The organism is Pseudomonas sp. NPDC098747 (assembly GCF_044760045.1).
Classification (GTDB): Bacteria; Pseudomonadota; Gammaproteobacteria; order Pseudomonadales; family Pseudomonadaceae; genus Aquipseudomonas.
In genome coordinates this window covers 52,198-74,926 of the sequence record NZ_JBIWAL010000010.1, presented here as the reverse complement: position 1 = coordinate 74,926, position 22,729 = coordinate 52,198, and the positions used below count along the sequence as shown (strand labels likewise).

Genomic DNA, 22,729 nt, shown 5'->3' with positions numbered 1-22,729 from the left:
GAATAGAAAACCATATATAACTCAGTGACTTACAAATTGGAAAAAGAGAACTGGATAAATGGCGTTTTTTTTGACTGTTAGTATTTGACAGCAGATCAGGAGTGGCCGATAACTAGGCACTGTCTGACCCACTTGCGCCGGAACCGTGAAATCTTCCGCCGTTAGTTGCCAGCCAGTCATCTAACAAACGTCTCCAAAAGGTTGCAGGTGCAAACCGTGCGGTAGCTTTGCCCAAACGAAAGCTAGCGTCTGTTTATACCCAAGACAACCCGGCCTATAACTAAAGCACGCCCCCAAGTGATTCATTTCTGAAACACTTACCCTGCCAATAAAAACATGTGACGCATCTGGCTTCGCCATCTTGGCCTTGATCAGCCTACTAGCTACCAGCAAGCATGAATACGCACTGACGTGTGTGCGTTCGGCATGCTTACACTTTCGCTATGTATGGAGTACTCCAGCATGCAAGCAGGTCGCCGTAATGGGTCTAACTGGTATTTATTGCAGTGCAAGCCGCGCCAGGATGAGCGGGCTCAATTCAATTTGCTTGCGCAGGATTACGCGACGTTTCGGCCTCAATTGATGAGCGAACGCATCGTGCGGGGCAAGCGGCACAAGGTCGTCGAATCACTGTTTCCGGGTTACCTGTTCATCCAGCTCAGCGGCGATGACAACTGGGGCCCGATCCGTTCAACGCGTGGTGTCAGCCGCATCGTCGAATTCAATCATGTGCCCGCCATCGTCAACGATCAGGTGATCGAACACCTGCGCGAGCGCAGTGTGACATCGCTTGAATCCCCCCCTCCCGACACGCTCGAACCCGGCGAAACCTTGCACATCGTTCAAGGCTCGCTGGCACCGCTTGAAGGTGTCTACCTGTCAATGCTGGGTCCTGAGCGCGTCATGATTCTGTTGCAGTTTCTCAACCGGCAACAGCCTGTGCGCGTACCGCTGTGCCTGCTTGAGCGACAACGACACTAACGCCCGCAATCCCCCTCAGTCACACGCCGATACCCACTTTGCGGACCAAGAACCATGGCCCTGAATTCTCGCTGCCCCGCTGCCCTGCTCTTGGCCTTTCTGTACCCCGAAGTGGCCTGGTGCGTGGAGCCACAAGCCATCAATGTCTACGGCTTCGACTTCATACCGAAGTTCGGTTTGTCGGAAAGCTACGACGATAACTTTCGTGAGCTTGAACACGATGCTCAATCGACGATGGTCACTCGGCTGGCACCCTATTTCGAGCTCAAGGCTGAAGACCGCAACAGTGCGACGCGGGTGATCTGGGAGCCCACGCGCTACATCTATCACCAAGATGACGATGCCTCGAACACCGCCCAGCGCCTGCGCGCCGACAGCATCATGGAGTTTACCGATCGCCATCGGCTGAAACTCGAAGCTGAAGCACGCAAGTACGAACGCACGACCTCGACGGCCGTCGACGGCATCAACGACAAGATCGAAAGTACGCGGGTCAATGGCGTGTACACCTTCGGGGCCAAAACCGCCGCCAACCAGATCGACCTCGGCGCCAGTTATGCGCAACTGCGCTACGACAACGGCGGTGGCATCAACGACGACAAAGAGCGCAACACCAGCGGCTTTTCCAGCACCTGGTACCACCGCCTCGGCAGCAATACGCGCGGCCTGCTCGAATACGACCACACGCGGTTCGACTACTTGCAATCGGACAGCACTCGCAGCAGCCGATCCAATGCGTTGCTCGGTGGCGCCGAATGGGACATGAGCGCCCGTACCACCGGCAAACTCAAGCTCGGTTATGAGCGCAAGGATTTCGACGAAAGCGGCGCCAGCGACTTGAGCAATCCCACCTGGCAAGTGGATCTGCAATGGAAACCGCGCACCTACTCGACCTTCACCTTTCTGGCCCGACAGGCCATGGCCGAAGGCGACGACGGCGCTGATGCCGTCAAGTCGACCTTCACCCAGGTCGGCTGGCGCCATGGCTGGACGGAACGCATCACCACCGTGGCTCAGGCCGGTATGGGCCGCTACGACTACGAGGGTCAGTCGCGCAGCGACAATCTTCAGGACTACAACCTGGCGGTGATCTACAAGATGCGCCGCTGGCTGGACATCGAACTCGGTTACCGATTCCGCGACAACGACTCGGACGCCGACAACGAAAGCTTCACCCGCAACGTCTTCCAGATCAGTTTCGACGTCAGTCTCTAAGAGGCCAGGCCCATGAATGCGCGCATCGTTTTCCTGTTATTGCTGGTGTGGCTGACTCCCGCAGCCCACGCCGCCGAAACCCTTACCGATTACAAACTCGCGGCCGGCGATGTCTTGCGCATCACCGTGTTCGGCGAGCCGGAGCTGAGTTTCAAGAAGATTCGCCTTAACGATTCCGGCACGTTTTCGTACCCGTTTCTGGGAGAAGTCGTCGCCCAGGGCCTGACCCCCAATCAGGTCGAGCGCAAGATCGTCGAGGGCCTCAAGCAAGGCTATCTGGTCGACCCCAAGGTCAGCCTCAGCCAGATCGAATACCGACCGTTCTACATCAATGGTGAAGTGCAAAAACCCGGCAGCTATGCGTTTCAGCCAGGGCTCACGCTTGAAAAAGCCATTGCCCTGGGCGGTGGCCTGACCGAACGCGCCTCGATGAAACGCGTGACCATCCTGCGCGGCGTGGGTGGTCCGCCCGTGATCGACGACATCAGCCGCACCACGGTCATCAGCCCGGGTGACACCATTTCCATTGCACAGGGGTTTTTCTAATCATGGACAACAGCCCTAGCACCTACGTCGAACGTCCCCTCCAGGCGCACTTGCGTGCGTCGCATAACGAAGAGTCGGACACCCTGGACCTGCTTCAGCTCTGGCGAACCGTCTGGGCCGCGAAGTGGAATATCGCCCTTCTGGTGTTGCTCTGCTGCGCACTGGCAGCGGCCGCACTGTCCATGATCACGCCGCAATACGTCGGCAGCACGACCCTGCTGATCAAGGACAAGACGCCGCCGGTCATGAGTTTTCAGCAGAACGTCGAATCCGGTGGTTCAACCACCACTGATTACTTGCAGACGCAACAGGCGTTGCTGCAATCGCGGGATCTCGCCGAACGGGCCGTGAAGAAGCTTGGCCTGACCACGAACCCGATCACTGACCCGCGTCAGCAACCGAAATCCTGGTTCGCACCACGCCAATGGCTGGCCGACCTCAATCGCGGTGAGTGGCTGCCATGGCTGGAATTCTTGCCTGCGCCCAAGCCTGCACTGACCGAAGAGGACGCTTTCAATGCCGTCACGCAGAACCTGATGCTGCACACCAGCGTCAAGTTTGTCGGCAAGAGCCAGTTGATCGAAATTGAAGTCGAGTTACCCGACCCCGCGCTCGCGGCCGCCGCCGCCAATGCACTGGCCCAGGGTTTTATCGACAGCCAGCAGGACACCAGCCTCAAGTCCTCGCAAAACAACACCAGTTGGATGAACACCCGTCTGGTCGAACTGCGCAATAACCTGCGCACTGCTGAAAACAAGCTGCAGGGTTATCGCGAGGAACAGGGCCTTGTAGACGTCGACGGCGTCGCCACCATCAGCGCCAACGAATTGCAGATGACCGGCAACCGGATGATCGATGCGCGGCGCAATCGTGCCGAAGCCGAAAGCCAGTTCCGTCAGGCGCAGTCGTTGAGCAATGGCGATATCAGCCGACTGTCCAGCGTGCCGGCGGTGTTGAGCAACCCGTTGATCCAGCAATTCCAGGCTGATCTGGCCAAGGCGCAAGCCAAGGTCGAGGAATTGTCCGGGCGCTATGGGCCGAAACACCCGTCGCTGGTGTCGGCCCAGACCGAATTGCGTACCGCCGCCAGCAGCTTGCGACTGCAAGTGCAGCAAGTGGTTGCCGGCATCGAGCGCCAGTACCAACTCGCCGTCGCCAGCGAAGGTGCGCTGCGCCAATCCTTCAACACCAACAAGGCGCAGATCCAGGACATCTCGCGCAAGGAATTCCAGCTGCGCGAATACCAGCGCGAGGTCGACAGCACCCGGGCACTTTACGAAACCTTCGTCACGCGTCTGAAGGAAACCGCCGCCACCTCCGACATGGATTCGGCCAAGGCGCGAATCGTCGACGCAGCGATTGTGCCGACCGAAGCGAGCAAACCGCGCAAATCCCTGATCCTCGCCATTGTGGCGCTGGTCGCCGCCGTCATCGGGGTTGCGCTGGCCTTCTTGCTGGAAACCCTGAGCAACACCTTCAAGAGCGACGAAACCATCGAAAGCACCCTCGGCGTGCCGCTGCTCAGCGTAGTGCCACTGGTGACGAAGAAGAGCCGTCGGCAACTGGCGCGACTGTTCGAGGACAACGACAACCCGCGATTCTGCGAAACCATCCGCAACCTGCGCACCTGGCTCATGCTGCAAAACACCGAGGCACCGGCGCAGGTGGTGCTTGTCACCTCATCCGTGGCCGGTGAAGGCAAAAGCACCATCGCCAACAACCTCGCCTGCTCGCTCACGTCACTGGAGCGGGTGCTGTTGATCGACGCTGATATGCGTCAGCCCACGCTGTCGCTGAACTTCGATTTCCCGCCGGAAAATCCAGGCCTGGCGAATGTGATCGCCGGCACCGCCAAGCTCGAAGACTGCATCCGCACGGTGGGCAATCTCGACATGTTACCGGCCGGCAGCCTGACGTTGTCCCCGCTCGATCCGTTCGACGCCCCTCGCCTGCCTTCGGCCCAGGCCGCGTACGGCTCGGCGCACCGGCCGCCAGCGCAGGATCTGCTGAGTTCGCCGCGTCTGGGGCGCATGTTGCAGGCACTCAAGGGCCGCTACCAATACATCATCATCGATTCGCCACCGGCCGAAATGGTCAGCGACGCCCTGTTGCTGGCCAAGCATTCGGATGCCGTCATCTACGTGGTGAAAGCCGAAAGCACCCCGGTCGCGCAAGTGCAAAAAGGGCTCTCGGTTCTTCAGCAAAGCCAGGCTTCGGTGTTCGGCGTGGTGCTCAACCAGGTCGATTTACGTAAAGCGCGAAAATACGGCCACAGCCATTCGCGCTCCTTCTACGACTACGACTTCGCCCCCCGCTAGCTCTTTACCTGTTTGAGAAAACCTTGGTGGCGAGAGCGCTTGCGCCCTCGCCACAGGGGTCCGTTCGTTCCTTTTTTGTGAGGCCGAGTCGATGACGCCGCTCAATACCGTTCAAATGACCCACCGCCGAGGCCTGACATTCTGGGGCCAATGGCTGTGCGCGATGACCCTGGTCAACCTGTTGCTGATCCTGCTGGTGCAATGGCGGGTGGGCAGCCTGCCCAGCGAATACCGCGTGCTGATGATCCTGACGATTCTCGGATCGGTGCCGACGTACAGCCTGATGCAGGTCTATCACAAGCGCCATGGGTTGCTGGCCGGGCTCAGTCGATTGTTGGCCGGGTGGCTGATTTTGCTCGCAGTGCTGAGCACCATCGCCTTCGTCACGCAGACCAGTGCCCTGTATTCACGGCAGGTAATGCTGGTCTGGGCCATCGGCGGATTTGCGGTGCAGATGTGCAGCTTCCTGCCGCTGCATTTTGTGGTGCGACTGTATACGCGGCTGAGCCGCAACGACCGCCGTTCGGTGATCATCGGCACCTGCTCGACAGCGCATGAGTTAGCGAAAAAACTCATTCAGCCCGACCGCACGTTACTGCTGGGTTTTGTATCGGCCACGCCCATGGTTCGCCCGGCGCCCAGCATCCTGCCGCTGCTGGGGCATGTCGACGATATCCGCGAAATCATCACTCGCCTCGAAGCGCGCCGGGTCTACATCGTGTTGCCGATGGCCGACGCCGCCACGATCGAAGCCCTGTACATCGACTTGCTCGACATTAACGTCGACGTGGTCTGGATCCCCGATTTCGGCAGCATGGTCTTGCTCAACCACTCGATCTCGGAAATCGAGCGGATGCCCGCGATCTATCTCAACGAAAGCCTCATCACCTCCCACCCCGGCAGCCTGTTCTGCAAGGATTTGTTCGAACGCAGCCTGGCTGCCATGGCGCTGATCGTGCTCAGCCCGCTACTGCTGGGCGTGGCGATTGCCGTGAAGTGCTCCTCGCCGGGGCCGGTGCTGTTCAAGCAAAACCGCCACGGCTGCGACGGCGAAGTGATCAAGGTCTGGAAGTTTCGCTCTATGCGTGTCCACGACGATCAAGAGGTGCGTCAGGCCAGCCGCGACGACGACCGCGTGACGCCACTGGGGCGTTTCCTGCGCCGCAGTTCCATCGACGAATTGCCACAACTGTTCAACGTGTTGCTCGGGCACATGGCGCTGGTCGGTCCGCGGCCGCATGCCGTCACGCACAACATCTATTACACCGGCAAGGTGCGCGCCTACATGGCCCGCCATCGCCTCAAGCCCGGCATCACCGGGCTGGCGCAGATCACCGGGCACCGCGGCGAAACCGAAACCCTGGAAAAGATGCAACTGCGGGTCGCCCAGGACCTGAACTACATCAACCAATGGTCGCTGTGGCTCGACATCAAGATTCTGGTCAAGACCCCCCTCTCGCTGTTCTCCAAAAACATCTACTGAGCGCGTGCCCGGTTCCCGGGCCGTCAACACGACCTACCGAGGTTTACCCATGAATGTGAGCGTATTCGGCATCGGCTATGTGGGACTGGTTCAGGGCGCCGCGTTGGCGCAGGTCGGGCACGACGTGCTGTGCGTGGATGTTGACGCCGCCAAGGTGCAAGCGCTCGAAAGCGGCACGCTGCCGATCTACGAGCCGGGCCTGAGAACGCTGGTGCGAGACAACCACCAGAGCGGGCGACTGCGCTTCGGCACCGACCTCGCGGAAGCGGTGCGCCATGGCGACGTGCTGCTGATCGCCGTCGGCACGCCGCCCGACGAGGACGGCTCGGCCGATTTGCGGCACGTGTTGAGCGTAGCGCGCACCATCGGCCTGAACCTGCAACGCCACGCGATCATTGTCGACAAGTCGACCGTGCCGGTCGGCACCGCAGACCGAGTCCGCGAGTGCATCACCCAGGCACTGGAGGAAAGCGACCGCGCCGACCTGACGTTCGATGTCGTCTCCAATCCGGAATTTCTCAAGGAAGGCTGCGCGGTCGACGACTGCATGCGCCCCGACCGGATCATCATCGGCACCGACAGCCCGCATGCCGAAGAGGTGATGCGCGAGTTGTACGAGCCGTTCAATCGCAACCGCGAAAAGATCATCGTGATGGACGTGCGCAGCGCCGAACTGACCAAGTACGCCGCCAATTGCATGCTCGCGACCAAGATCAGCTTCATGAACGAGATGGCCAATCTTGCCGAAAAACTGGGTGCCGACATCGAAATGGTCCGCCACGGCATCGGCTCCGATCCGCGCATCGGGTATCAATTTATCTACCCCGGCATCGGCTACGGCGGCTCGTGTTTCCCCAAAGACGTGAAGGCGCTGATCCACACCGCTGAAGGCGTGGACATCGATGCGCGGCTGCTCAAAGCCGTCGACTCGCGCAACAACGAACAGAAAACCACGCTGTTTCGCAAAATCTCCGATCACTTCAACGGTGCGCTGCAAGGCAAGACCTTCGCGTTGTGGGGCTTGAGTTTCAAACCCAACACCGATGACATCCGCGAGGCGCCGAGCCGCGTGCTGATGGAAGCCCTGTGGCGGGCAGGCGCCAACGTCCAGGCCTATGACCCCAAAGCCATGGAAGAAGCCCAGCGCTTATACGGCGCCCGCGATGACTTTACCCTCGCTGGTACCAAGGAAGCGGCGCTTAAAAACGCCGACGCGTTGGTCATCATCACGGAGTGGACATTGTTCCGCGCACCGGACTTCGACCTGCTCAAGCGCCAACTCAAGCAGCCGCTGATTTTCGACGGCCGCAACCTGTACGAACCGCAACGCATGAGCAAGCGCGGCTTCACCTACGTCTCGGTTGGCCGCCAAACCCAGCAGGCGCTGGAACCGGATGACGCGTCATGATCCGGCTAGCCTTGATGGGGCATTACTCGCCGAATCTGCTGATGGGCAACCGCGCATTTTCGTTTATCAATTTTGCTTCGATCGGCAGTTTTATCCGCCAGCCGCCGCCCTCCGTCGCCTACTTCTGCGACGGCATGTTGATGTCGGGATTCATGTCGCGGGTCACCGGCCAACCGGTGCAGCGGGTCAGTTTCGATTTCACCTCGATTGCCGACCCGGTGTTGCGCGATGCCGAACAGCAGCACTTGCGGGTGTACATCGTCGGCGCCACGCAAGCCGAGCTTGAGGCGTTCATCGGCAAGCTACGCGGGCGTTATCCGCAGCTGATTATTGCCGGTGCCCACAACGGCTATTTCAATCAGCCGCAAGCGGCGCACCTGCATGCCGACATCCGCAACACCGGGGCAAACCTGTTGTTGGTCGGGCTCGGTGCGGGTCTGCAAGAACGCTTCGTGATCGATGCGCTGAACGCAGGTTTCGCCGGTGTGGCCTTCACCTGCGGCGGCTTCATCCGTCAGGAAGCCACCGCCAGCGAGTGCTACTACCCCGCAGCCATCAATCGCCTGCACCTGCGCGCGTTCTACCGCATGTACCGCGAGCCGCACACCATCAAGCGCTACTTGCTCGACTACCCACGCAACTTCTTGCATCTGGCCGAGATGATCGTTCGGCACAAAGTCGCCATCGACATCACTGCGCCCTGAGCGCCGGGAATGACCATGCATATCCTCTTCACGCTCAAAGATTTCAAGACCGGTGGTGGCGTCGAGTGCGTGCAGCAACGCTTGGCCGGGCAATTTCTCAAGGACGGTCGCCGCGTCAGCTTCTTCATCATGAACGGCGAACGACCGGACAACGACGAGGTGCCGACGATTGCCGGCGGTGGCAGTGGTTTCACCGGTTTGCTGCGCTCGGTGGTGTTGCTGCGCCGGTTGATTCTGCGCGAAAACGTCACGCACCTGATCGGCGCCAAGGAGCAGGCCAATCTGTGCACCTGGCTCGCCACGCTCGGCACGCCGTGCAAGGTCATCTACACCCGGCACACCGACCTCAATTGTTCCGAACAACAGACTGGCGTGCGCAGCCTGCGCCTGTTGTACGCGCTGTACCTGTGCGGTAGCGGCAAAGTCGTGGCGGTCTCGCTCGGTCTGCGCCAGGCGCTGACCGGTCTGATGCCCTGGGGTCGCCGACGGATTCGCTATTGCCCGAATGCGGTGGTCACCGAGCAGTTGCTCAACGCCGCGCAAGCGCCGCTGCCCGCCGATGTGCCGGCGCGGTACTGGTTGGGCGTCGGTCGGCTGGTGGAACTCAAGGGCTTCCACGTAATGCTGGACGCTTATGCGCTGGCGGCACGTCAGGCCACAGTGCCGTATCTGGTAATTGCCGGGGACGGCCCGCTGCGTGGCGAACTGGAGGAGCAGGCGCGACGTCTGGGTATCGAGCGCCAGGTCCACTTCACCGGCCACTTGGCCAATCCTTATCCGCTGATCCGCCAGGCGCGCCTGCTGATTCTCAGTTCGTTGCATGAAGGCATGCCGACCGTGCTGGTCGAAGCCCTCGCCCTCGGTACACCGGTGCTGGCCACCGATTGCCCCACCGGCCCGCGTGAATTGCTCGACCACGGGCGCATCGGCCAACTGGTGCGGGTCAACGATGTGCCGGCGCTGGCCCAGGCCATGCTGCAAAGCCTAAACACCGACAAGTCCACCGCTGGGGAAGCTGTCGCGGATGCGGTGCGCCCCTACACCAGCCACCACGCGGCGCAGGCTTACTATCAGGTGTGGAATCAATGAAAAAACTGTTGATCATTCTTCAGGACCTCAGCGCGGGCGGCGCCGAGAAAATGATGGCGCGGCTGGCAGGTGCGCTGGTCGAGGCCGGCAACGACGTGACCCTGCTGATGCTCACCGGCGGCGGCGTCAACCTGGCGGGGCTCGATCCACGGGTCAAACAGGTGTCGCTGCACAGTCCACGCAGCGTTGCCGCTGTGCCGGCGTTGACGCGATTCCTGCGGCGCAATCGCTTCGATGCGCAACTGGCCGCCCTCACCCATGTCAACGTGATTGCCATTGCCGCCGCCACGCTGTCGGGCACGTTGGCGCGACTACACGTCAGCGAGCGCAACGCGTTTTCCCGCGACAAACACGTCAATCCGGCGCTGCACGTGCGCCTCGCGTACCTGTTGGCTCCGCTGTTGTACCGCTGGATTCCCAACCCGGTGATCTGCGTGTCGCGCGGTGTCGCCCAGGATCTGGTCGATACCACGCTGGCCCGCACTCGGGACGTGACCACCGCTGACAACCCGGTGCTCGACAACGACTTTCGCGAGCGGCCACTGGCGCCCGCAACTCATCCCTGGCTGCTGAACAAAACCCTGCCGGTGATCGTCGCGGTGGGAAGGCTGGCCAGGCAAAAAGGCTTTGATACGTTGCTCGATGCCTTCGCCCGACTGGCGGATCGCAACACTCGGCTGATCATTTTTGGCGAAGGCTCGCTGCGCGCCGAACTGCTGGCGCAAGCCAACGCCCTCGGGGTCGCCGAGCGCTTCGACCTGCCGGGTTATGCCAGCGACGCATTGGCGCAGATCGGCGCGGCGGATTGTTTCGTCCTGTCGTCACGCTTCGAGGGCAGCCCGAATGCACTGGTCGAAGCGCTCTCGACCGGCACGCCGGTGGTGTCGACGCGCTGCCCTTATGGGCCTCAAGAAATTCTCGCCGAAGGCAGCGTCGCGCCACTGGTCAGTATCGATGATCCCGCAGCACTGGCGCAGGCTATCAGCCTGGAGCTGGCCCTGCCCCGTGAGCTCAACCGCCAACGGCGCATCGATGCCGCCGCGCGCTTCGTCAGTGGTCGCGCGGTTAAAACCTACCTGACGGCGTTGCTCGGGAGTCCATCGCCATGAACCGACTTCAAGTCCGCTATTGCACATTGCGCGATGCCTTCGTCCTTTTCGGCGTGCTGTTCTACGTGCAGATCATCACTTTCTTTCTCGGGATGGGCAGCGCCGCGAGCCTGGACGACGCGCAGAAAGACCTGGAAGGTAACGTCGCCAACCAGGTCTGCGGCTTGATCACGCTGTTGGTGCCGCTGTTCTTCTTTATCCGCAACAAGGTGTTCCTGAGCAAAAGCTTCTACCGACAAAACGCATTCCTGCTGATATTCCTGGTCTGCGTAGCCGCTTCAATCGGCTGGTCCGACGACCCGACCCTGAGCCTGAAACGCTTCGTCGCGATGATCAGCGTGGTGTTTTTCGCAGGTTTCATCGCCTGGCACTACAGCCTCGAAAGAATCGCCTTCATGCTCGGCTGCGTGATTGGCGCAGCGGCACTGATGGGCCTGATTTTCGCGGTCATCCGCCCCGATATCGCCTTTATCAGCGGCGGCATTCGTGACGGTGCGTTCAAGGGTATTTTTCCGGAAAAGAATGCCGGTGCGCGGATCAACGCCATCGCCATTCTTTTACTGCTGCCGATGATCCGCCAGCGCAATCCACTGGCCATCGCGTACGCCACGTTTTGCCTGATCGCCATCGGCCTGGCGCAGTCCGCCACCGGGATCGCACTGATCGTCGCCGGCACCGCGAGCTACTGGTATTTCCTCACCTTGATCCGGTTGCGCATCAACCGTTCGCTCACGGCGTTCTTCGCCGCCACCGTGGTGTACGGGCTGATCTGCGTGTTTCTGTACGGCAATTACACGCTGCTGCTGGAACTCGTCGGCCGCGATCCGTCACTCACCGACCGCACGTTGATCTGGGAACTGCTCGGGCCGCTGATCGATGATCGCTTCCTCAAGGGCTACGGCTTCGGCGCGTTCTGGACCAGTGCAGACGCGACCGGGTTCATCAACCGTTGGGGCTACATCGGCAACGCCCACAGCGGCTATGTCGAGACCCTGCTCAACGGCGGACTGATTCAACTCATCGCGCTGATCCTGCTGTTCGCCGAAGCGCTGAGCAAGCAATACCGGGCGATCACCGCCGACCAATCAGCGCGTTATCACGCCTGCGCCCTGGTGATCATCGGCTTGTTTGCGGTCACCAACTACGTCGCCTATGTGATCCCCAACTATCGCTCGGCCGAGTTCCTGGTGTTCTGCGTCCTCGCCTTGTCGTTCCGCCATCACCACGTCAAACGCCCTGCGCCGTTGCCGCGCGCCAATGCCCACGCCGCCCCGCGCCACCGTGCGCGAGCCAAGGAGTTCTCATCATGCTGAACAGCTCTGTGCCAACGTCAGGATCGGTGTGTGTGATCATCCCGATGTACAACGCTGCCGCCAGCATCGGCCCGGCGCTCGCATCGCTCGGCCTGCAAACCCGACGTCCGGACAAGGTGATCGTTATCGACGACGGCTCCAGCGACGAAGGCCCGCAGATCGTCAGGGACTACGCCGCGCCGTTTGAATTGATCCTGCTGCAACAGGCCAATCAAGGCCCGGCCGCCGCTCGCAATCAGGGAGTGTTCAGCGCCACCGAAACCTTTATCGCGTTTCTCGATGCCGATGACCAATGGCACCCCGAAAAACTGCAGAAACAACTGGCGCTGTACGAACAACTCACACGCGATGGACGCCAGGTCGGGCTGATCGATTGCTACCAGATGAACGAGTACAGCGACGGCACCCGACAGGTCGAGGACCGGTGCAAGGGTGGCGATCATTTTGCCGATTTCATGCGTGAGAACGTGATCAACGGCACCTCCGGCGTGCTGGTGTTGCGTGAAGCAGTTGTTGCGTTGGGCGGCTTCGATCAGACCCTGCGCTATGCCGAAGACCGCTTGCTATGGACGCAGATCGCCGAGCAGTGGGAGATCCACACCGTGCCCGAGGTTTTGCTGCGACGCAGCGTCAACAGCGGCAACATCACCGCGCAACCGCGCAAGTACTACCCGTACAAAGTCCACTTTATCGAGCTCTTTCTCGCACGCTATGGCGCGCACATGAGCAAGCAGCAGCGCATCGATTTCGTCCTGGCCAATCATGCCGATTTTCTGCGCGCCTCTTCCCGGCGCGGCGACCACGCGCATGTGATCAACGTGTTCCGCAACATGCTCGAGCACTCATGGCAGACGCTGATTTTCTCCCGCGGCAAACCGACCCTGCGCTACGTCTACGCCTTGGCGAAGACGCTGCGCAGGACGGCTTGAGTCCGAGGTCCCGCCATGGCCAACCGGCGCCTGACCACCCTGATCTGGATCTTCACCGAGAAATTCGGCCTGATTTTCCTCTCGATGATCACCTTCGTCGTGTACGCCCATTTGCTCACGCCGACGGAGCTTGGCATCGGCACGATCATCATCGCCATCGTCGAGGTGGTCGGCATTCTTTACTCCTCGGTGCTCGAAGATCCGCTGGTCCGGCTTGAACGCCTGGAAGACAAACACATCAGCACCGCGTTCTGGTTTTCGGTGCTGATCAGCCTGGCGTCGATCCTCGTGATCACGCTGGGCGTGATGCTCTATACGCCTTCACCAGCGCTGCAATGGATGACGGCCATCGCCTCGGTGAAGATTCTGTTCACCATGATGGCGCGGGTCTACGTCGCGCAGATGCGCCGCAGTGGCAACTTCAAGCTACTGGCCTCACGCACGCTGCTGGGCAAAGTCGCCGGCGGCGGCACCGGCATTGCCGTTGCGCTGCTGGGGTTCGGCCCGTGGGCGGTGATTGCCCAGGCGCTGATCATGGATCTGGTGTCGATGGTGGTGCTGATGCGCGGCGATCGGCGGCGCATTCCCTTCGCTATCGACGGGCCGCTGTTGCTTGATCTGCTGCGCACAGGCACGCCGGTGGCGATCAACGTCATGAGTTCGCAAACCCTGCAACGCGGGGTCAACGTGGTGCTGGGTATCACCGCCGGCGCCCACGCGGTCGGCATGTTCAACCTGGCGATGCGCATCATCGACCTGCCGCGATCCGCCATCTACAACGGCCTGATGAGCTATGCATTGCCGGCCTTCGCCCGGCGCAGCGCCGAACCGTCACGGCTGGTCGGCCTGATCGGCGACACCACGGCCATCAGCGGCTTTCTGCTGACGCCATTGTTTGTCGGCATCGCGCTGACCGCCGAGGACATCATCCTGCTGATCTTCGGCGCCAAATGGGCCGATGCCGTCGGGCTCCTGCAAGTGCTGGCCTGCACCGCCGCGCTGGGCAATCTGGCCCTGTATGCAACCACGGCGCTGGTGGCCGTCAATCGCACCTATCTGACGCTCAAGGCTGAGGTGTTCACCACGCTGCTGGCACTGGCGCTGGTGTATGTCCTCGGGCCTGTGTATGGCGGCATGGCGGCGGCGGTTGCGCTGCTGATCCGCATGGTCGCGATCACCCCGTTGCAGGTGATCGGGCTGAACACGGCGATCGGTTATGGCTGGCGCACGTTCTTCGAATCCGCTTACCGCAGCGTGATCGCCACGCTGGTGATGGCCGCTGTCGTGTCGTGGGTATCAAGCCATTCGGGCCTGGCGGGCTACCTGCACCTGATCGCCAATATCGTCACCGGCGGCCTGACCTATGCCTTGGTCTACAGCGTGTTGCACCCGCGCTGGCCGCACGAATTCAAGTTGGTGTTCACCACCCGGTGAGCGCCGTTGTCTCTCTGGAGCACATCGTCATGCGCAAAACTACGCTGATCACCGGGGGCGCCGGCTACATCGGTTCCCATACCGCGTTGAAACTGGTGGAGGCCGGCCACCGGGTGCTGGTGCTGGACAACCTGAGCAACAGCAGTGTCGAATCGATCCGGCGGCTCGAGTCACTGAGCGGTACACGGATCGAATTCATCGAGGGCGACATCCTCGACTCGCGGTTGCTCGACGAGATTTTCAGCGACTACGACATCGAAGCCGTGGTGCATTTCGCCGGACTCAAAGCCGTGGCGCAAAGCGTGCGCAAACCCATGGATTATTACGCCAACAACGTCACCGGCACGCTCACGCTGTGCCAGGCCATGGCGCGTGCGCATGTGTTCAATCTGGTGTTCAGTTCCTCGGCGACGGTCTATGGCGAACCGGCCTGCACGCCCATCGGCGAAGAGCTGGGCACCGGCAAACCGTCCAATCCCTACGGCCGCTCGAAGTTGATGGCCGAAGAATTGCTGACCGACCTGACGTGTTCCGATGGACGCTGGAACATCGCCCTGCTGCGTTACTTCAACCCGATCGGTGCTCACGAAAGCGGCATGATCGGCGAGGCGCCCAACGGCATACCGAACAACCTGTTGCCGTGCCTGACGATGGTCGCGACGGGACGGATGAGCGAGTTGATGGTGTATGGCAACGATTACCCGACCGTCGACGGCACCTGTGTGCGCGATTACATCCACGTAGTCGATCTGGCCGAAGGTCATCTCAAAGCCCTCGAGCGACTGCAAGGCGACCACGGCATTCACATCTGGAACCTCGGCACCGGCATCGGCTACAGCGTGCTGCAACTGATTCGCGGTTTCGAAGACGTCACCGGCATCAGCATTCCCTACCGCTTCGCCCCCCGGCGCAACGGTGATGTGGCGCAGTACTGGGCCGATGCGAGCAAGGCCAGCCGCGAGTTGGGCTGGAACGCACAACGCAACCTTGGGCAAATGCTCACAGACAGTTGGCGCTGGCAGTCGAACAACCCGGACGGCTACCTGCAGCAGCCCGCGCCGATGTTGGCATTCGCCGGCAAATAATGGCCGTCTGATCCGGGAAGGACTTCGCCATGTTCAGGCAAACCGTACTGACATTGCTTTGGTTGATGTTGAGCGCCGGAGCGCAGGCCTCTCCCTATCTGCCTGTCACCGATGGGCTGGTGCTGTGGCTGGACGGCGCCGACTCGACGCACATGAGCCTTGATGCGCAGAATCGGGTCTCGCGATGGCAGGACAAATCCGGGCAGAGCAATGATGTGAACCTTGATGATCCGGCGGCCGCCTCCCTGCCCTTGCGCGTGGAGAACGCCATCAATGGTCGCTCGGTGCTGCGCTTCAACGGAGCCTCGGCCTTCACCGGCCAAGCCATTCGCACCGTAAAAGGTCCGGTAACGGTGTTCGTGGTCTCGCGTCGCTTGCGCGAACAGGCTGGCGGCAAAGCCTGGCAGCGCTTGTTCAGCTCCCGTCCGCAACTGGCCGACAACGACAACGTGGCACCGAACTTCGGCCTCAGCGTTCAGCAGACCGGCGCCTATGCGCCAACCGTGGCGTTTCTGGAAACCACGAACGTACCCATCGGCCCGTTCGCCGTGGCGCGCAACGTGGTCGGCACCTCGGAAATCTTGCGTGGCGACATTGCCGAAGTGCTGGTCTACGATCGGCTGCTCGCCTCGCAGGCAGAACGTCAGCAGGTCTCGGATTACCTCACCGAAAAATGGGCGGTGACACTGCCGCCGCCCTCCAGTGCGTGGACTCGCACCGGCCCGCTAGGCCCGACACCCGCGCGAACCAACGCCAACCTGCCGTTATCCGATCAGGCGAACGCCGGGAAATGGGTGCTGGATACGCGGCTGTCCGACGAATTCAACGGCACCGCCATCGACGCCAGCCGTTGGCACGTCAACAACGCCACGGGCACTGACTCGCTCGGGCGCAAACCGGCATTGTTTCTGCCCGAGAATGCCAAGGTCGCCAATGGCAATCTGAACATCTCGTTTCGCAAGCAAACGCTGCCCGAGAAGTACGTGCGCCTGGGCTACAAGGACTACAGCTCGGCGATGGTACGCACCATTGAGCGTGGGCTCTACGGCTATTACGAGACGCGAGCCAAACCGATGAACTCGGCGGGCTCCAGTGCGTTCTGGCTGGCCTGGACCGGGCTGCCGGAAAACGCCACCGAAATCGATATCTTCGAAATCGGCGGCAAGACCCTCAATGGCAAATTCGACGTCATGTACAACATGAACGCGCACGTCTGGGCCACGCCGCAAAGCGACGAACACCTCAGCGACGGCAGCACCTGGACGGCGCCGTGGCGGCTGGCGAACACCTTTCATGTCTACGGCTTCGACTGGCGAGCGGACACCCTGCGCTGGTACGTCGACGGGGTGATGGTGCGGGAGGCGAAGAACACGCACTGGTTCTTCCCGATGCAAATCGTGTTCGACAGCGAGGCGATGTGGAACTGGTTCGGCGTGGTCGATGACGCCGACCTGCCCTCCACGTTTCGCATCGACTATGTGAAGGTCTGGACGCAGCGTCCGTAGAGCCAGACTGATCGATAGAACTGTTTCCGAGCACTTTTCAGTCTTCTGATGAGTGGTACATGGCGCGGGTTTAATGCCTGCATCCGCTGGTCTAGCCTTGTACAAAACCACGCGGGAGAAAACGCCATGTTTCTCGCTCTCAGAAATCTGTATGTGCTGTCCTTGGCAGGCTTTTATTGCATCGCGGCGTTTGCTCAGGAATCAGCAAGCGTCGATCAGCCGCCGGCGATACTCCCCCTGGAATCCGAATCGCAGGCAAAAATCATTGCCTTTCCGCCGCTGGCCGGGCCGCTCGCGCGCGGGGTGGTGATCATCCAGTATCGAACAGAACACGCCAGGATCATGCCGGTATTTGGCAAAGTCGCGGGTGACGTATCACCCCGTCTCGGCCACCTTCATGTGACGGTCGATGACTGGAAAGGCACGTGGGCGCACACCAGTGAAGACCCGATTATCCTGGTGGGACTGACGCCCGGCCCGCACAAGGTTCTGCTGGAAATCGCCGACCCGACCCACACCGTTCTCACCCGTACGACGGTCAGTTTTATTGTTCCCGAGGTGAAACCAATGGACGTTCCGCACATGGACGACGGGCACGCGGTTAAACCGTGACTGACAATGTTGATGGAGATGGCTCATATCTCAGGTCGACGGTCTGGGTGTTCTGCGTCAAAGCCCTGCTTGGGGTGGGCGGGAAGCGGGTGGTCTTTTATCAGATTAGGGAAGCGCAATTCGGGGTTAGCATCTAGTTGTTCCCATAGGCCGGAATACAGTTCGTGAAGCTTGGGATCTGGCTGATATCCAAAGTTATCTACCGAAGATGGTTGCGGCTCAAATGCCCCGCTGAGATAACTTAAACCTCTAGCGCTGCCTAATGACGCTGCACGCTGGTAATAAGATAGCGCAAGAGGCATGTTTTCTTTAGATATTTTATAGAACGCAGCTGTTTCTATAATAGCCTCTGGTGAATCTTGAGCTCCAGCACATTGAAAATATGGCTCGGCCATTCGTTCATCTTGTTTGTCTTTAGGTAATTGGAACGCAAAGTAATTTCCGATACGCACTTGAGCCAACGGATTACCTAATTGTGCCGCTTGGAACATATAGGAACTGGCCATCCGGTCGGACTTCAACACTCCTCGTCCATTTTCGGCAACCACCGCCCAGTTGTAATAACCCAACGGGACTTTGAGCTTCACCATGCGCTCGTAGAGGTCGAGCATCTTGCTGGTGTCTTGTTCAACACCAGGTTGTCCCGGCCAGCCCGTGCGATAGAGCCCCGCCAGGTTATGCATCGCCTTCCAATGATCTTTGGCGATCGCTTTTTCGTAGAGCCCGACGATGGTTATCCAGTCTTTGACACCTCGTACCTTCTCCAAGGCGCGGGCCTGTTGAAACCAGCGTTCGGCTTCCGCATCCAGCGGCGGGTTGTGGTCTTTTTCGTAGGCACAGGTAAACGTTGGATAGGCCATGGCTGGAGTGCCATTGAATACGCCACACATGCAGACAGCACAAAAAGCCATTGCTTTAATCAATCGCCCAGGTAAGCGCCGACGCATTTCTTGTTGAAGAAGATCACTCATATTTCCGGCCGGCGATCCGGGTGCTCTGCGTCAAAGCCCTGCTTGGGGTGGGCTGGAAGCGGGTGGTCTTTCATCAGATTAGGGAAGCGCAATTCAGGGTTAGCATCTAGTTGCTCCCACAGGCCGGCATACAACTCATGAAGCTTGGGATCTGGCCGATATCCAAAGTTATCTACCGGAGACGGTTGAGACTCAAATGCCCCACTGAGATAACTTAAACCTCTAGCACTCCCTAATGATGCAGCACGTTGATAGTAGAATAAGGCTCTAGGTTTGTTTTTTTTAGAAATATCATAGAACGCAGCTGTTTCTATAATAGCCTCTGGTGAATCTTGAGCTCCAGCACACTGAAAATATGGCTCAGCCATTCGGTCATCCTGCTTGTCTCGAGGCAATTCGAAGGAGAGGTAATTTCCGATTCGAACTTGTGCTAAAGGACTGCCTAGCTGCGCTGCCTGGAACATATAGGAACTCGCCATGCGATCTGACTTCAACACTCCTCGTCCATTTTCGGCAACCACCGCCCAGTTGTAATAACCCAGCGGGACTTTGAGCTTCACCATGCGCTCATAGAGGTCGAGCATCTTGTTGGTGTCTTGTTCAACACCCGGTTGTCCCGGCCAGCCCGTGCGGTAAAGCCCCGCCAGGTTATGCATCGCCTTCCAATGATCTTTGGCGATGGCTTTTTCGTAGAGCCCGACGATGGTTATCCAGTCTTTGACGCCTCTTACCTTCTCCAAAGTGCGGGCCTCTTGAAACCAGCGCTCCGCTTCCCCATCCAGCGGCGGGTTGTGGTCTTTTTCGTAGGCACAGGTAAACGTTGGATAGGCCATGGCCGGAGTGCCATTGAATACACCGCACAAGCAGACAGAACAAAAAACCATTGCTTTAATCAATCGCCCAGGTATGCGCCGACGCATTTCTTGTTGAAGGAGATCACTCATATTTCGGGTCGGCGATCCGGATGCTCTGCGTCAAAACCCTGCATGGGGTGGGCTGGAAGCGGGTGGTCTTTTATGAGATTAGGGAAGCGTAGACTCCGGTCGGCCCGCAGCTGCTTCCATAGAGCCGAATATAGCTCATGGAGCTTTTTGTCTGGTTGATAACCAAAGTTATACATAGGTTCAGGCTGCTCCTCGAATGCTCCTTTTAAATTGCTTAATGCTGTGGCGCTACCCAATGTCGCTGCTCGCTGATAATAGAATAACGCTCGAGGTTTGTTTTTTTTAGCAATCTCATAAAAGCTCGCGGTTTTCAATATTGCATCAGGGTTGTCTTGCGCCCCAGCGCAACGGTAATAGCGCTCAGCCATGTCGTCATCTTGTTTCTCACTGGGTAGTGAATAGGCAAAATATTGCCCTATTTCAACCTGCGCTAAGGGGCTACCGAGCTGCGCCGCCTGAAACATATAAGAGGTCGCCATTCGATCTGACTTTAAAACCCCTTTTCCTTGCTCTGCTACTACAGCCCAGTTGTAATAACCAAGGGGCACCTTTAGTTTTACCATGCGCTCGTAGAGATCAAGCATCTTGCTGGTGTCGACTTCTATTCCGGGATTTTTTTCAGTTCCCGGTTCACCGACACGATAAAGCTGAGCAAGATTATGCATCGCCTTCCAATGATCTTTAGCGATGGCCTTTTCATAAAGCGCAACCACCTCAGGCCAATGCCCTAACTCTTTTTCTAAATGTCGGGCTCGTTGAAACCAGCGCTCGGCCTCTGCATCTAGCGGAGGGTTGTGGTCCTTCTCATAAGCACAGGTAAAATTTGGATAGGCCATAGCAGGAGCTCCACTTAATGAGAAAGAAAGAATGATGGCGCAGAGGGAAATCGCTTTAGTCGATGGCTTTGGCATACGGAGTCTCCACGTCCCAGAATCTCGTCAGATGGGCTAACAACGGCTCATTTTTATTTTTTCTTGACCAATTTTTATCCATTACATCATTCCATTTTTCGAAGTTGGCAACTGCGTCACAACGCCCCTTGTCATCGTTAACCGACTCACCAACATGCAACTTCCACAACTCTTCCCGCCAGTTCTTGGCCAACTCGGCATCCGGTGCAGCCAGACCTAACTCAGAGTCTGTATGCAGGCTACGAGTGTTGATATTTGCAGAACTGAGCAGACTGAAGACATCGTCCACCACCAGCAATTTTGAGTGCACGTAGATGTCCCTGAAAAAAGCCTGCTCTCCGTCGGCTAACGTGTTTCCGGGCTCTGGAGTGCAAGCAGTCAGTGTTGCGATGACGACTTTAAGGCCTGGTAAATCCTTCAAGGCGTAAGGCTTTTGATCTTCTTCCTCGCCATTTTTCGGTTTGCCGAGTTCAGGAATATCTGTTGGTTTGAGACCACCCAGGCGCTGCTCTAACTCAGGGGTAACCCCTTTTTTCTCAAGGTCGGTAATATCGCGCTGCAGTACCTCGGCTCGGTTGAGCTGAGCCCGCCGCACGTAAGCATCGCTGTGTAGATCTGTTTGCAGATCCGCCAACTGGCTGCGTTTTCGCAGCATCTCTTCCACCAGGCTGCGCTGAGCCTGGGGCATCAGCTGCTCCTGCCCCAGTTCCTGCAAGGTGGCATAAGTGGTGCTGGAAAAGCCCTTGTCGTTGGGGTTGTTGGAGACCACGAACAGATAGAGAGGATTTTTACGTTTTTTGCTTCGGTATGCAGCCGCCAATTCACGCAACTGTTTGGCAAACGGCGGGTAGCGGAAATACTGGTTTTCAAAATAGGCGTAGTTGCGCACGTTGCCCAGAGCCTTGTGGTACAGCTCCAGAATCGAGGTCTCGGCACCTTCTTGTGGTTGTGTGCGGCAAATCTGCGCCACGGTCGAGCCGGCAGCGTTGAAATTGTCCGGCTTTACGGCTTGGCGTTGATCGCGCAGGCCGTCGGAAAACCATTTTTTAACCCAAGAGGTTTCCCGATCCCAGGCGGTGCTGAAGTTGTGGTTCAGGTCATGCAGAACAGGGCCTTGCACTTTCATCGACAAGTCCTGCCAGGGACCGAAGCCCGGGCTACGCCGCGCGGCTTTGTCGTCATACAGGTGCGCGCTGGTATCCCAATAATTGCGATGCATGTTGTGCCCCATGACAAAGCCTACGGCGCTCGCAGTGTCTTCATAGTCCACTAACACCATCTTCTGGTGGTGGCTGCCAAACAGGGTTAACAGCAACATATGCGCAAAATTGGTATCGGGGGCTTCGCCATTCATCAATCGAAAAAGGGTCGCCAGACGTCCTTTTTCATCGCTCATCTGCGGTCCGCGTATGGCGGCATTCAGGGGTATCTCTGTGGAAAAGTCTCGGGTGCGAAACTCGACGTTCTGCATCCGCCCATCGTGGATGCGATTGAACCATTCCCGGGTGTATTCCTGATCCTGCGGGGAATATTTGGGCGCACCTGAGCCTTTGAGTTTGTTGTAGCCACCTTGCCCGCTCAGTTCGGTTTCAATGTCGAGCAGAATGGCCAGCAGCTCCTTTTCGCGTTGGTCGTAGCGAAAACCACTGGTCCCGTAGGCGGGGATTTCACCGGCACGAAGTTTGGTCAGTTCATGTTGATGAATCGTGCGGCGATACTCCAGTTTCTGACGATCTTCGAGCGTGCGGTTGGAACCGGCACTGCCCTTGGTGATGCCAGAGCCCATGGCCGTCCCGCCTGAGCCAGTCAGGCCATCGCCAATGATGGTGTTTTCAACAAAGTTGGCCACTGGGTTTTTCCAGATCAGCACACGCGTCTTGACCCCGTGGCGACCTCGAACATCCAGTAGCTCGCCGATGCGATCGCTGCCCGGCTTGAAACGCATCGCCGGGTCGAATCCCCAACTGATGATTTCGACACTCTTCGTCGCGGCCTCAATGGCATCGTATACAGCGCCGAATGCCTTATCACCATTGATCAATGGGGTGACCTTAATGCCGGCACGTGGTGGGTAGAGCGCTTTCCTCGCGAACCAGTCCATGGTCAGGGAAGTGGACTTGTGTTCTGTAGGCGTCAGCTGGATAACTTCTTTGCTGTAATCAGTGGTCATTC

19 protein-coding genes are annotated in these 22,729 nt (G+C 58.9%); 15 read left to right on the top strand and 4 right to left on the bottom strand.

Annotated features, from left to right (window positions below; translation table 11 throughout):
• Positions 1–462 precede the first annotated feature (462 nt).
• From rfaH to ACIQVE_RS08825, 15 genes are all read left to right on the top strand, one after another.
• On the top strand, positions 463–981 hold the full coding sequence (rfaH, locus tag ACIQVE_RS08895) for a transcription/translation regulatory transformer protein RfaH (RefSeq protein ID WP_402806889.1): 519 nt from the start codon (positions 463–465) through the stop codon (positions 979–981).
• Between the two features lie 54 nt (positions 982–1,035).
• Positions 1,036–2,196, top strand: coding sequence for an outer membrane beta-barrel protein (locus ACIQVE_RS08890; RefSeq protein WP_402806887.1), 1,161 nt, complete (start codon positions 1,036–1,038; stop codon positions 2,194–2,196).
• A 12-nt stretch (positions 2,197–2,208) separates the two neighbouring features.
• Entirely contained in the window at positions 2,209–2,742 is a 534-nt protein-coding gene (locus tag ACIQVE_RS08885) for a polysaccharide biosynthesis/export family protein (protein ID WP_402806884.1), read from the top strand.
• Between the two features lie 2 nt (positions 2,743–2,744).
• Positions 2,745–5,060 carry a GumC family protein gene (locus ACIQVE_RS08880; RefSeq protein WP_402806882.1) on the top strand — a complete coding sequence of 772 codons (2,316 nt, stop codon included), beginning with the start codon at positions 2,745–2,747 and terminating at the stop codon, positions 5,058–5,060.
• 91 nt (positions 5,061–5,151) lie between these two features.
• Positions 5,152–6,543: an undecaprenyl-phosphate glucose phosphotransferase gene (locus ACIQVE_RS08875; RefSeq protein WP_402806881.1), complete on the top strand. Its 1,392-nt coding sequence runs from the start codon at positions 5,152–5,154 to the stop codon at positions 6,541–6,543.
• A 49-nt stretch (positions 6,544–6,592) separates the two neighbouring features.
• Entirely contained in the window at positions 6,593–7,951 is a 1,359-nt protein-coding gene (locus ACIQVE_RS08870) for a UDP-glucose dehydrogenase family protein (protein WP_402806879.1), read from the top strand.
• Positions 7,948–8,655: a WecB/TagA/CpsF family glycosyltransferase gene (locus tag ACIQVE_RS08865; protein ID WP_402806877.1), complete on the top strand. Its 708-nt coding sequence runs from the start codon at positions 7,948–7,950 to the stop codon at positions 8,653–8,655. The genes ACIQVE_RS08870 and ACIQVE_RS08865 overlap by 4 nt, the downstream gene beginning before the upstream one ends.
• A 15-nt stretch (positions 8,656–8,670) precedes the next feature.
• Positions 8,671–9,744: a glycosyltransferase gene (locus tag ACIQVE_RS08860; RefSeq protein WP_402806875.1), complete on the top strand. Its 1,074-nt coding sequence runs from the start codon at positions 8,671–8,673 to the stop codon at positions 9,742–9,744.
• Complete coding sequence (locus ACIQVE_RS08855) at positions 9,741–10,853, top strand: glycosyltransferase (protein ID WP_402806874.1); 1,113 nt, start codon at positions 9,741–9,743, stop codon at positions 10,851–10,853. Before ACIQVE_RS08860 ends, ACIQVE_RS08855 begins: the two co-directional genes overlap by 4 nt.
• Complete coding sequence (locus tag ACIQVE_RS08850) at positions 10,850–12,166, top strand: O-antigen ligase family protein (RefSeq protein ID WP_402806871.1); 1,317 nt, start codon at positions 10,850–10,852, stop codon at positions 12,164–12,166. Before ACIQVE_RS08855 ends, ACIQVE_RS08850 begins: the two co-directional genes overlap by 4 nt.
• A complete protein-coding gene (locus tag ACIQVE_RS08845; RefSeq protein ID WP_402806870.1) occupies positions 12,160–13,095 on the top strand; it encodes a glycosyltransferase family 2 protein in 936 nt (311 codons plus the stop codon). Before ACIQVE_RS08850 ends, ACIQVE_RS08845 begins: the two co-directional genes overlap by 7 nt.
• A gap of 15 nt (positions 13,096–13,110) precedes the next feature.
• Positions 13,111–14,529, top strand: a complete 1,419-nt coding sequence (locus ACIQVE_RS08840) for an oligosaccharide flippase family protein (protein ID WP_402806868.1) — start codon at positions 13,111–13,113, stop codon at positions 14,527–14,529.
• A 29-nt stretch (positions 14,530–14,558) separates the two neighbouring features.
• Positions 14,559–15,614 carry a UDP-glucose 4-epimerase GalE gene (gene galE, locus ACIQVE_RS08835; protein WP_402806866.1) on the top strand — a complete coding sequence of 352 codons (1,056 nt, stop codon included), beginning with the start codon at positions 14,559–14,561 and terminating at the stop codon, positions 15,612–15,614.
• 29 nt (positions 15,615–15,643) lie between these two features.
• Positions 15,644–17,119, top strand: coding sequence for a family 16 glycosylhydrolase (locus ACIQVE_RS08830; protein WP_402806864.1), 1,476 nt, complete (start codon positions 15,644–15,646; stop codon positions 17,117–17,119).
• Positions 17,120–17,245: 126 nt separating this feature from the next.
• A complete protein-coding gene (locus tag ACIQVE_RS08825) occupies positions 17,246–17,731 on the top strand; it encodes a DUF6130 family protein (protein ID WP_402806862.1) in 486 nt (161 codons plus the stop codon).
• Positions 17,732–17,754: 23 nt separating this feature from the next.
• Here ACIQVE_RS08825 and ACIQVE_RS08820 read toward each other — a convergent pair whose 3' ends face one another.
• Genes ACIQVE_RS08820 through ACIQVE_RS08805 form a run of 4 tightly spaced genes read right to left on the bottom strand, consistent with a single transcriptional unit; the run spans position 17,755 to position 22,727 of the window.
• Positions 17,755–18,702 carry a tetratricopeptide repeat protein gene (locus ACIQVE_RS08820; RefSeq protein WP_402806859.1) on the bottom strand — a complete coding sequence of 316 codons (948 nt, stop codon included), beginning with the start codon at positions 18,700–18,702 and terminating at the stop codon, positions 17,755–17,757.
• Complete coding sequence (locus ACIQVE_RS08815) at positions 18,699–19,646, bottom strand: tetratricopeptide repeat protein (protein WP_402806856.1); 948 nt, start codon at positions 19,644–19,646, stop codon at positions 18,699–18,701. The genes ACIQVE_RS08820 and ACIQVE_RS08815 overlap by 4 nt, the downstream gene beginning before the upstream one ends.
• Positions 19,643–20,557 carry a tetratricopeptide repeat protein gene (locus tag ACIQVE_RS08810; RefSeq protein WP_402806853.1) on the bottom strand — a complete coding sequence of 305 codons (915 nt, stop codon included), beginning with the start codon at positions 20,555–20,557 and terminating at the stop codon, positions 19,643–19,645. The genes ACIQVE_RS08815 and ACIQVE_RS08810 overlap by 4 nt, the downstream gene beginning before the upstream one ends.
• A complete protein-coding gene (locus ACIQVE_RS08805) occupies positions 20,538–22,727 on the bottom strand; it encodes a hypothetical protein (protein WP_402806851.1) in 2,190 nt (729 codons plus the stop codon). The genes ACIQVE_RS08810 and ACIQVE_RS08805 overlap by 20 nt, the downstream gene beginning before the upstream one ends.
• Positions 22,728–22,729 lie beyond the last annotated feature (2 nt).

Coding starts and splice junctions, on each gene's coding strand:
- rfaH (WP_402806889.1), top strand. CDS start 463: ATGCAAGCAGGTCGCCGTAATGGGTCTAACTGGTATTTATTGCAGTGC.
- ACIQVE_RS08890 (WP_402806887.1), top strand. CDS start 1,036: ATGGCCCTGAATTCTCGCTGCCCCGCTGCCCTGCTCTTGGCCTTTCTG.
- ACIQVE_RS08885 (WP_402806884.1), top strand. CDS start 2,209: ATGAATGCGCGCATCGTTTTCCTGTTATTGCTGGTGTGGCTGACTCCC.
- ACIQVE_RS08880 (WP_402806882.1), top strand. CDS start 2,745: ATGGACAACAGCCCTAGCACCTACGTCGAACGTCCCCTCCAGGCGCAC.
- ACIQVE_RS08875 (WP_402806881.1), top strand. CDS start 5,152: ATGACGCCGCTCAATACCGTTCAAATGACCCACCGCCGAGGCCTGACA.
- ACIQVE_RS08870 (WP_402806879.1), top strand. CDS start 6,593: ATGAATGTGAGCGTATTCGGCATCGGCTATGTGGGACTGGTTCAGGGC.
- ACIQVE_RS08865 (WP_402806877.1), top strand. CDS start 7,948: ATGATCCGGCTAGCCTTGATGGGGCATTACTCGCCGAATCTGCTGATG.
- ACIQVE_RS08860 (WP_402806875.1), top strand. CDS start 8,671: ATGCATATCCTCTTCACGCTCAAAGATTTCAAGACCGGTGGTGGCGTC.
- ACIQVE_RS08855 (WP_402806874.1), top strand. CDS start 9,741: ATGAAAAAACTGTTGATCATTCTTCAGGACCTCAGCGCGGGCGGCGCC.
- ACIQVE_RS08850 (WP_402806871.1), top strand. CDS start 10,850: ATGAACCGACTTCAAGTCCGCTATTGCACATTGCGCGATGCCTTCGTC.
- ACIQVE_RS08845 (WP_402806870.1), top strand. CDS start 12,160: ATGCTGAACAGCTCTGTGCCAACGTCAGGATCGGTGTGTGTGATCATC.
- ACIQVE_RS08840 (WP_402806868.1), top strand. CDS start 13,111: ATGGCCAACCGGCGCCTGACCACCCTGATCTGGATCTTCACCGAGAAA.
- galE (WP_402806866.1), top strand. CDS start 14,559: ATGCGCAAAACTACGCTGATCACCGGGGGCGCCGGCTACATCGGTTCC.
- ACIQVE_RS08830 (WP_402806864.1), top strand. CDS start 15,644: ATGTTCAGGCAAACCGTACTGACATTGCTTTGGTTGATGTTGAGCGCC.
- ACIQVE_RS08825 (WP_402806862.1), top strand. CDS start 17,246: ATGTTTCTCGCTCTCAGAAATCTGTATGTGCTGTCCTTGGCAGGCTTT.
- ACIQVE_RS08820 (WP_402806859.1), bottom strand. CDS start 18,702: ATGAGTGATCTTCTTCAACAAGAAATGCGTCGGCGCTTACCTGGGCGA.
- ACIQVE_RS08815 (WP_402806856.1), bottom strand. CDS start 19,646: ATGAGTGATCTCCTTCAACAAGAAATGCGTCGGCGCATACCTGGGCGA.
- ACIQVE_RS08810 (WP_402806853.1), bottom strand. CDS start 20,557: ATGCCAAAGCCATCGACTAAAGCGATTTCCCTCTGCGCCATCATTCTT.
- ACIQVE_RS08805 (WP_402806851.1), bottom strand. CDS start 22,727: ATGACCACTGATTACAGCAAAGAAGTTATCCAGCTGACGCCTACAGAA.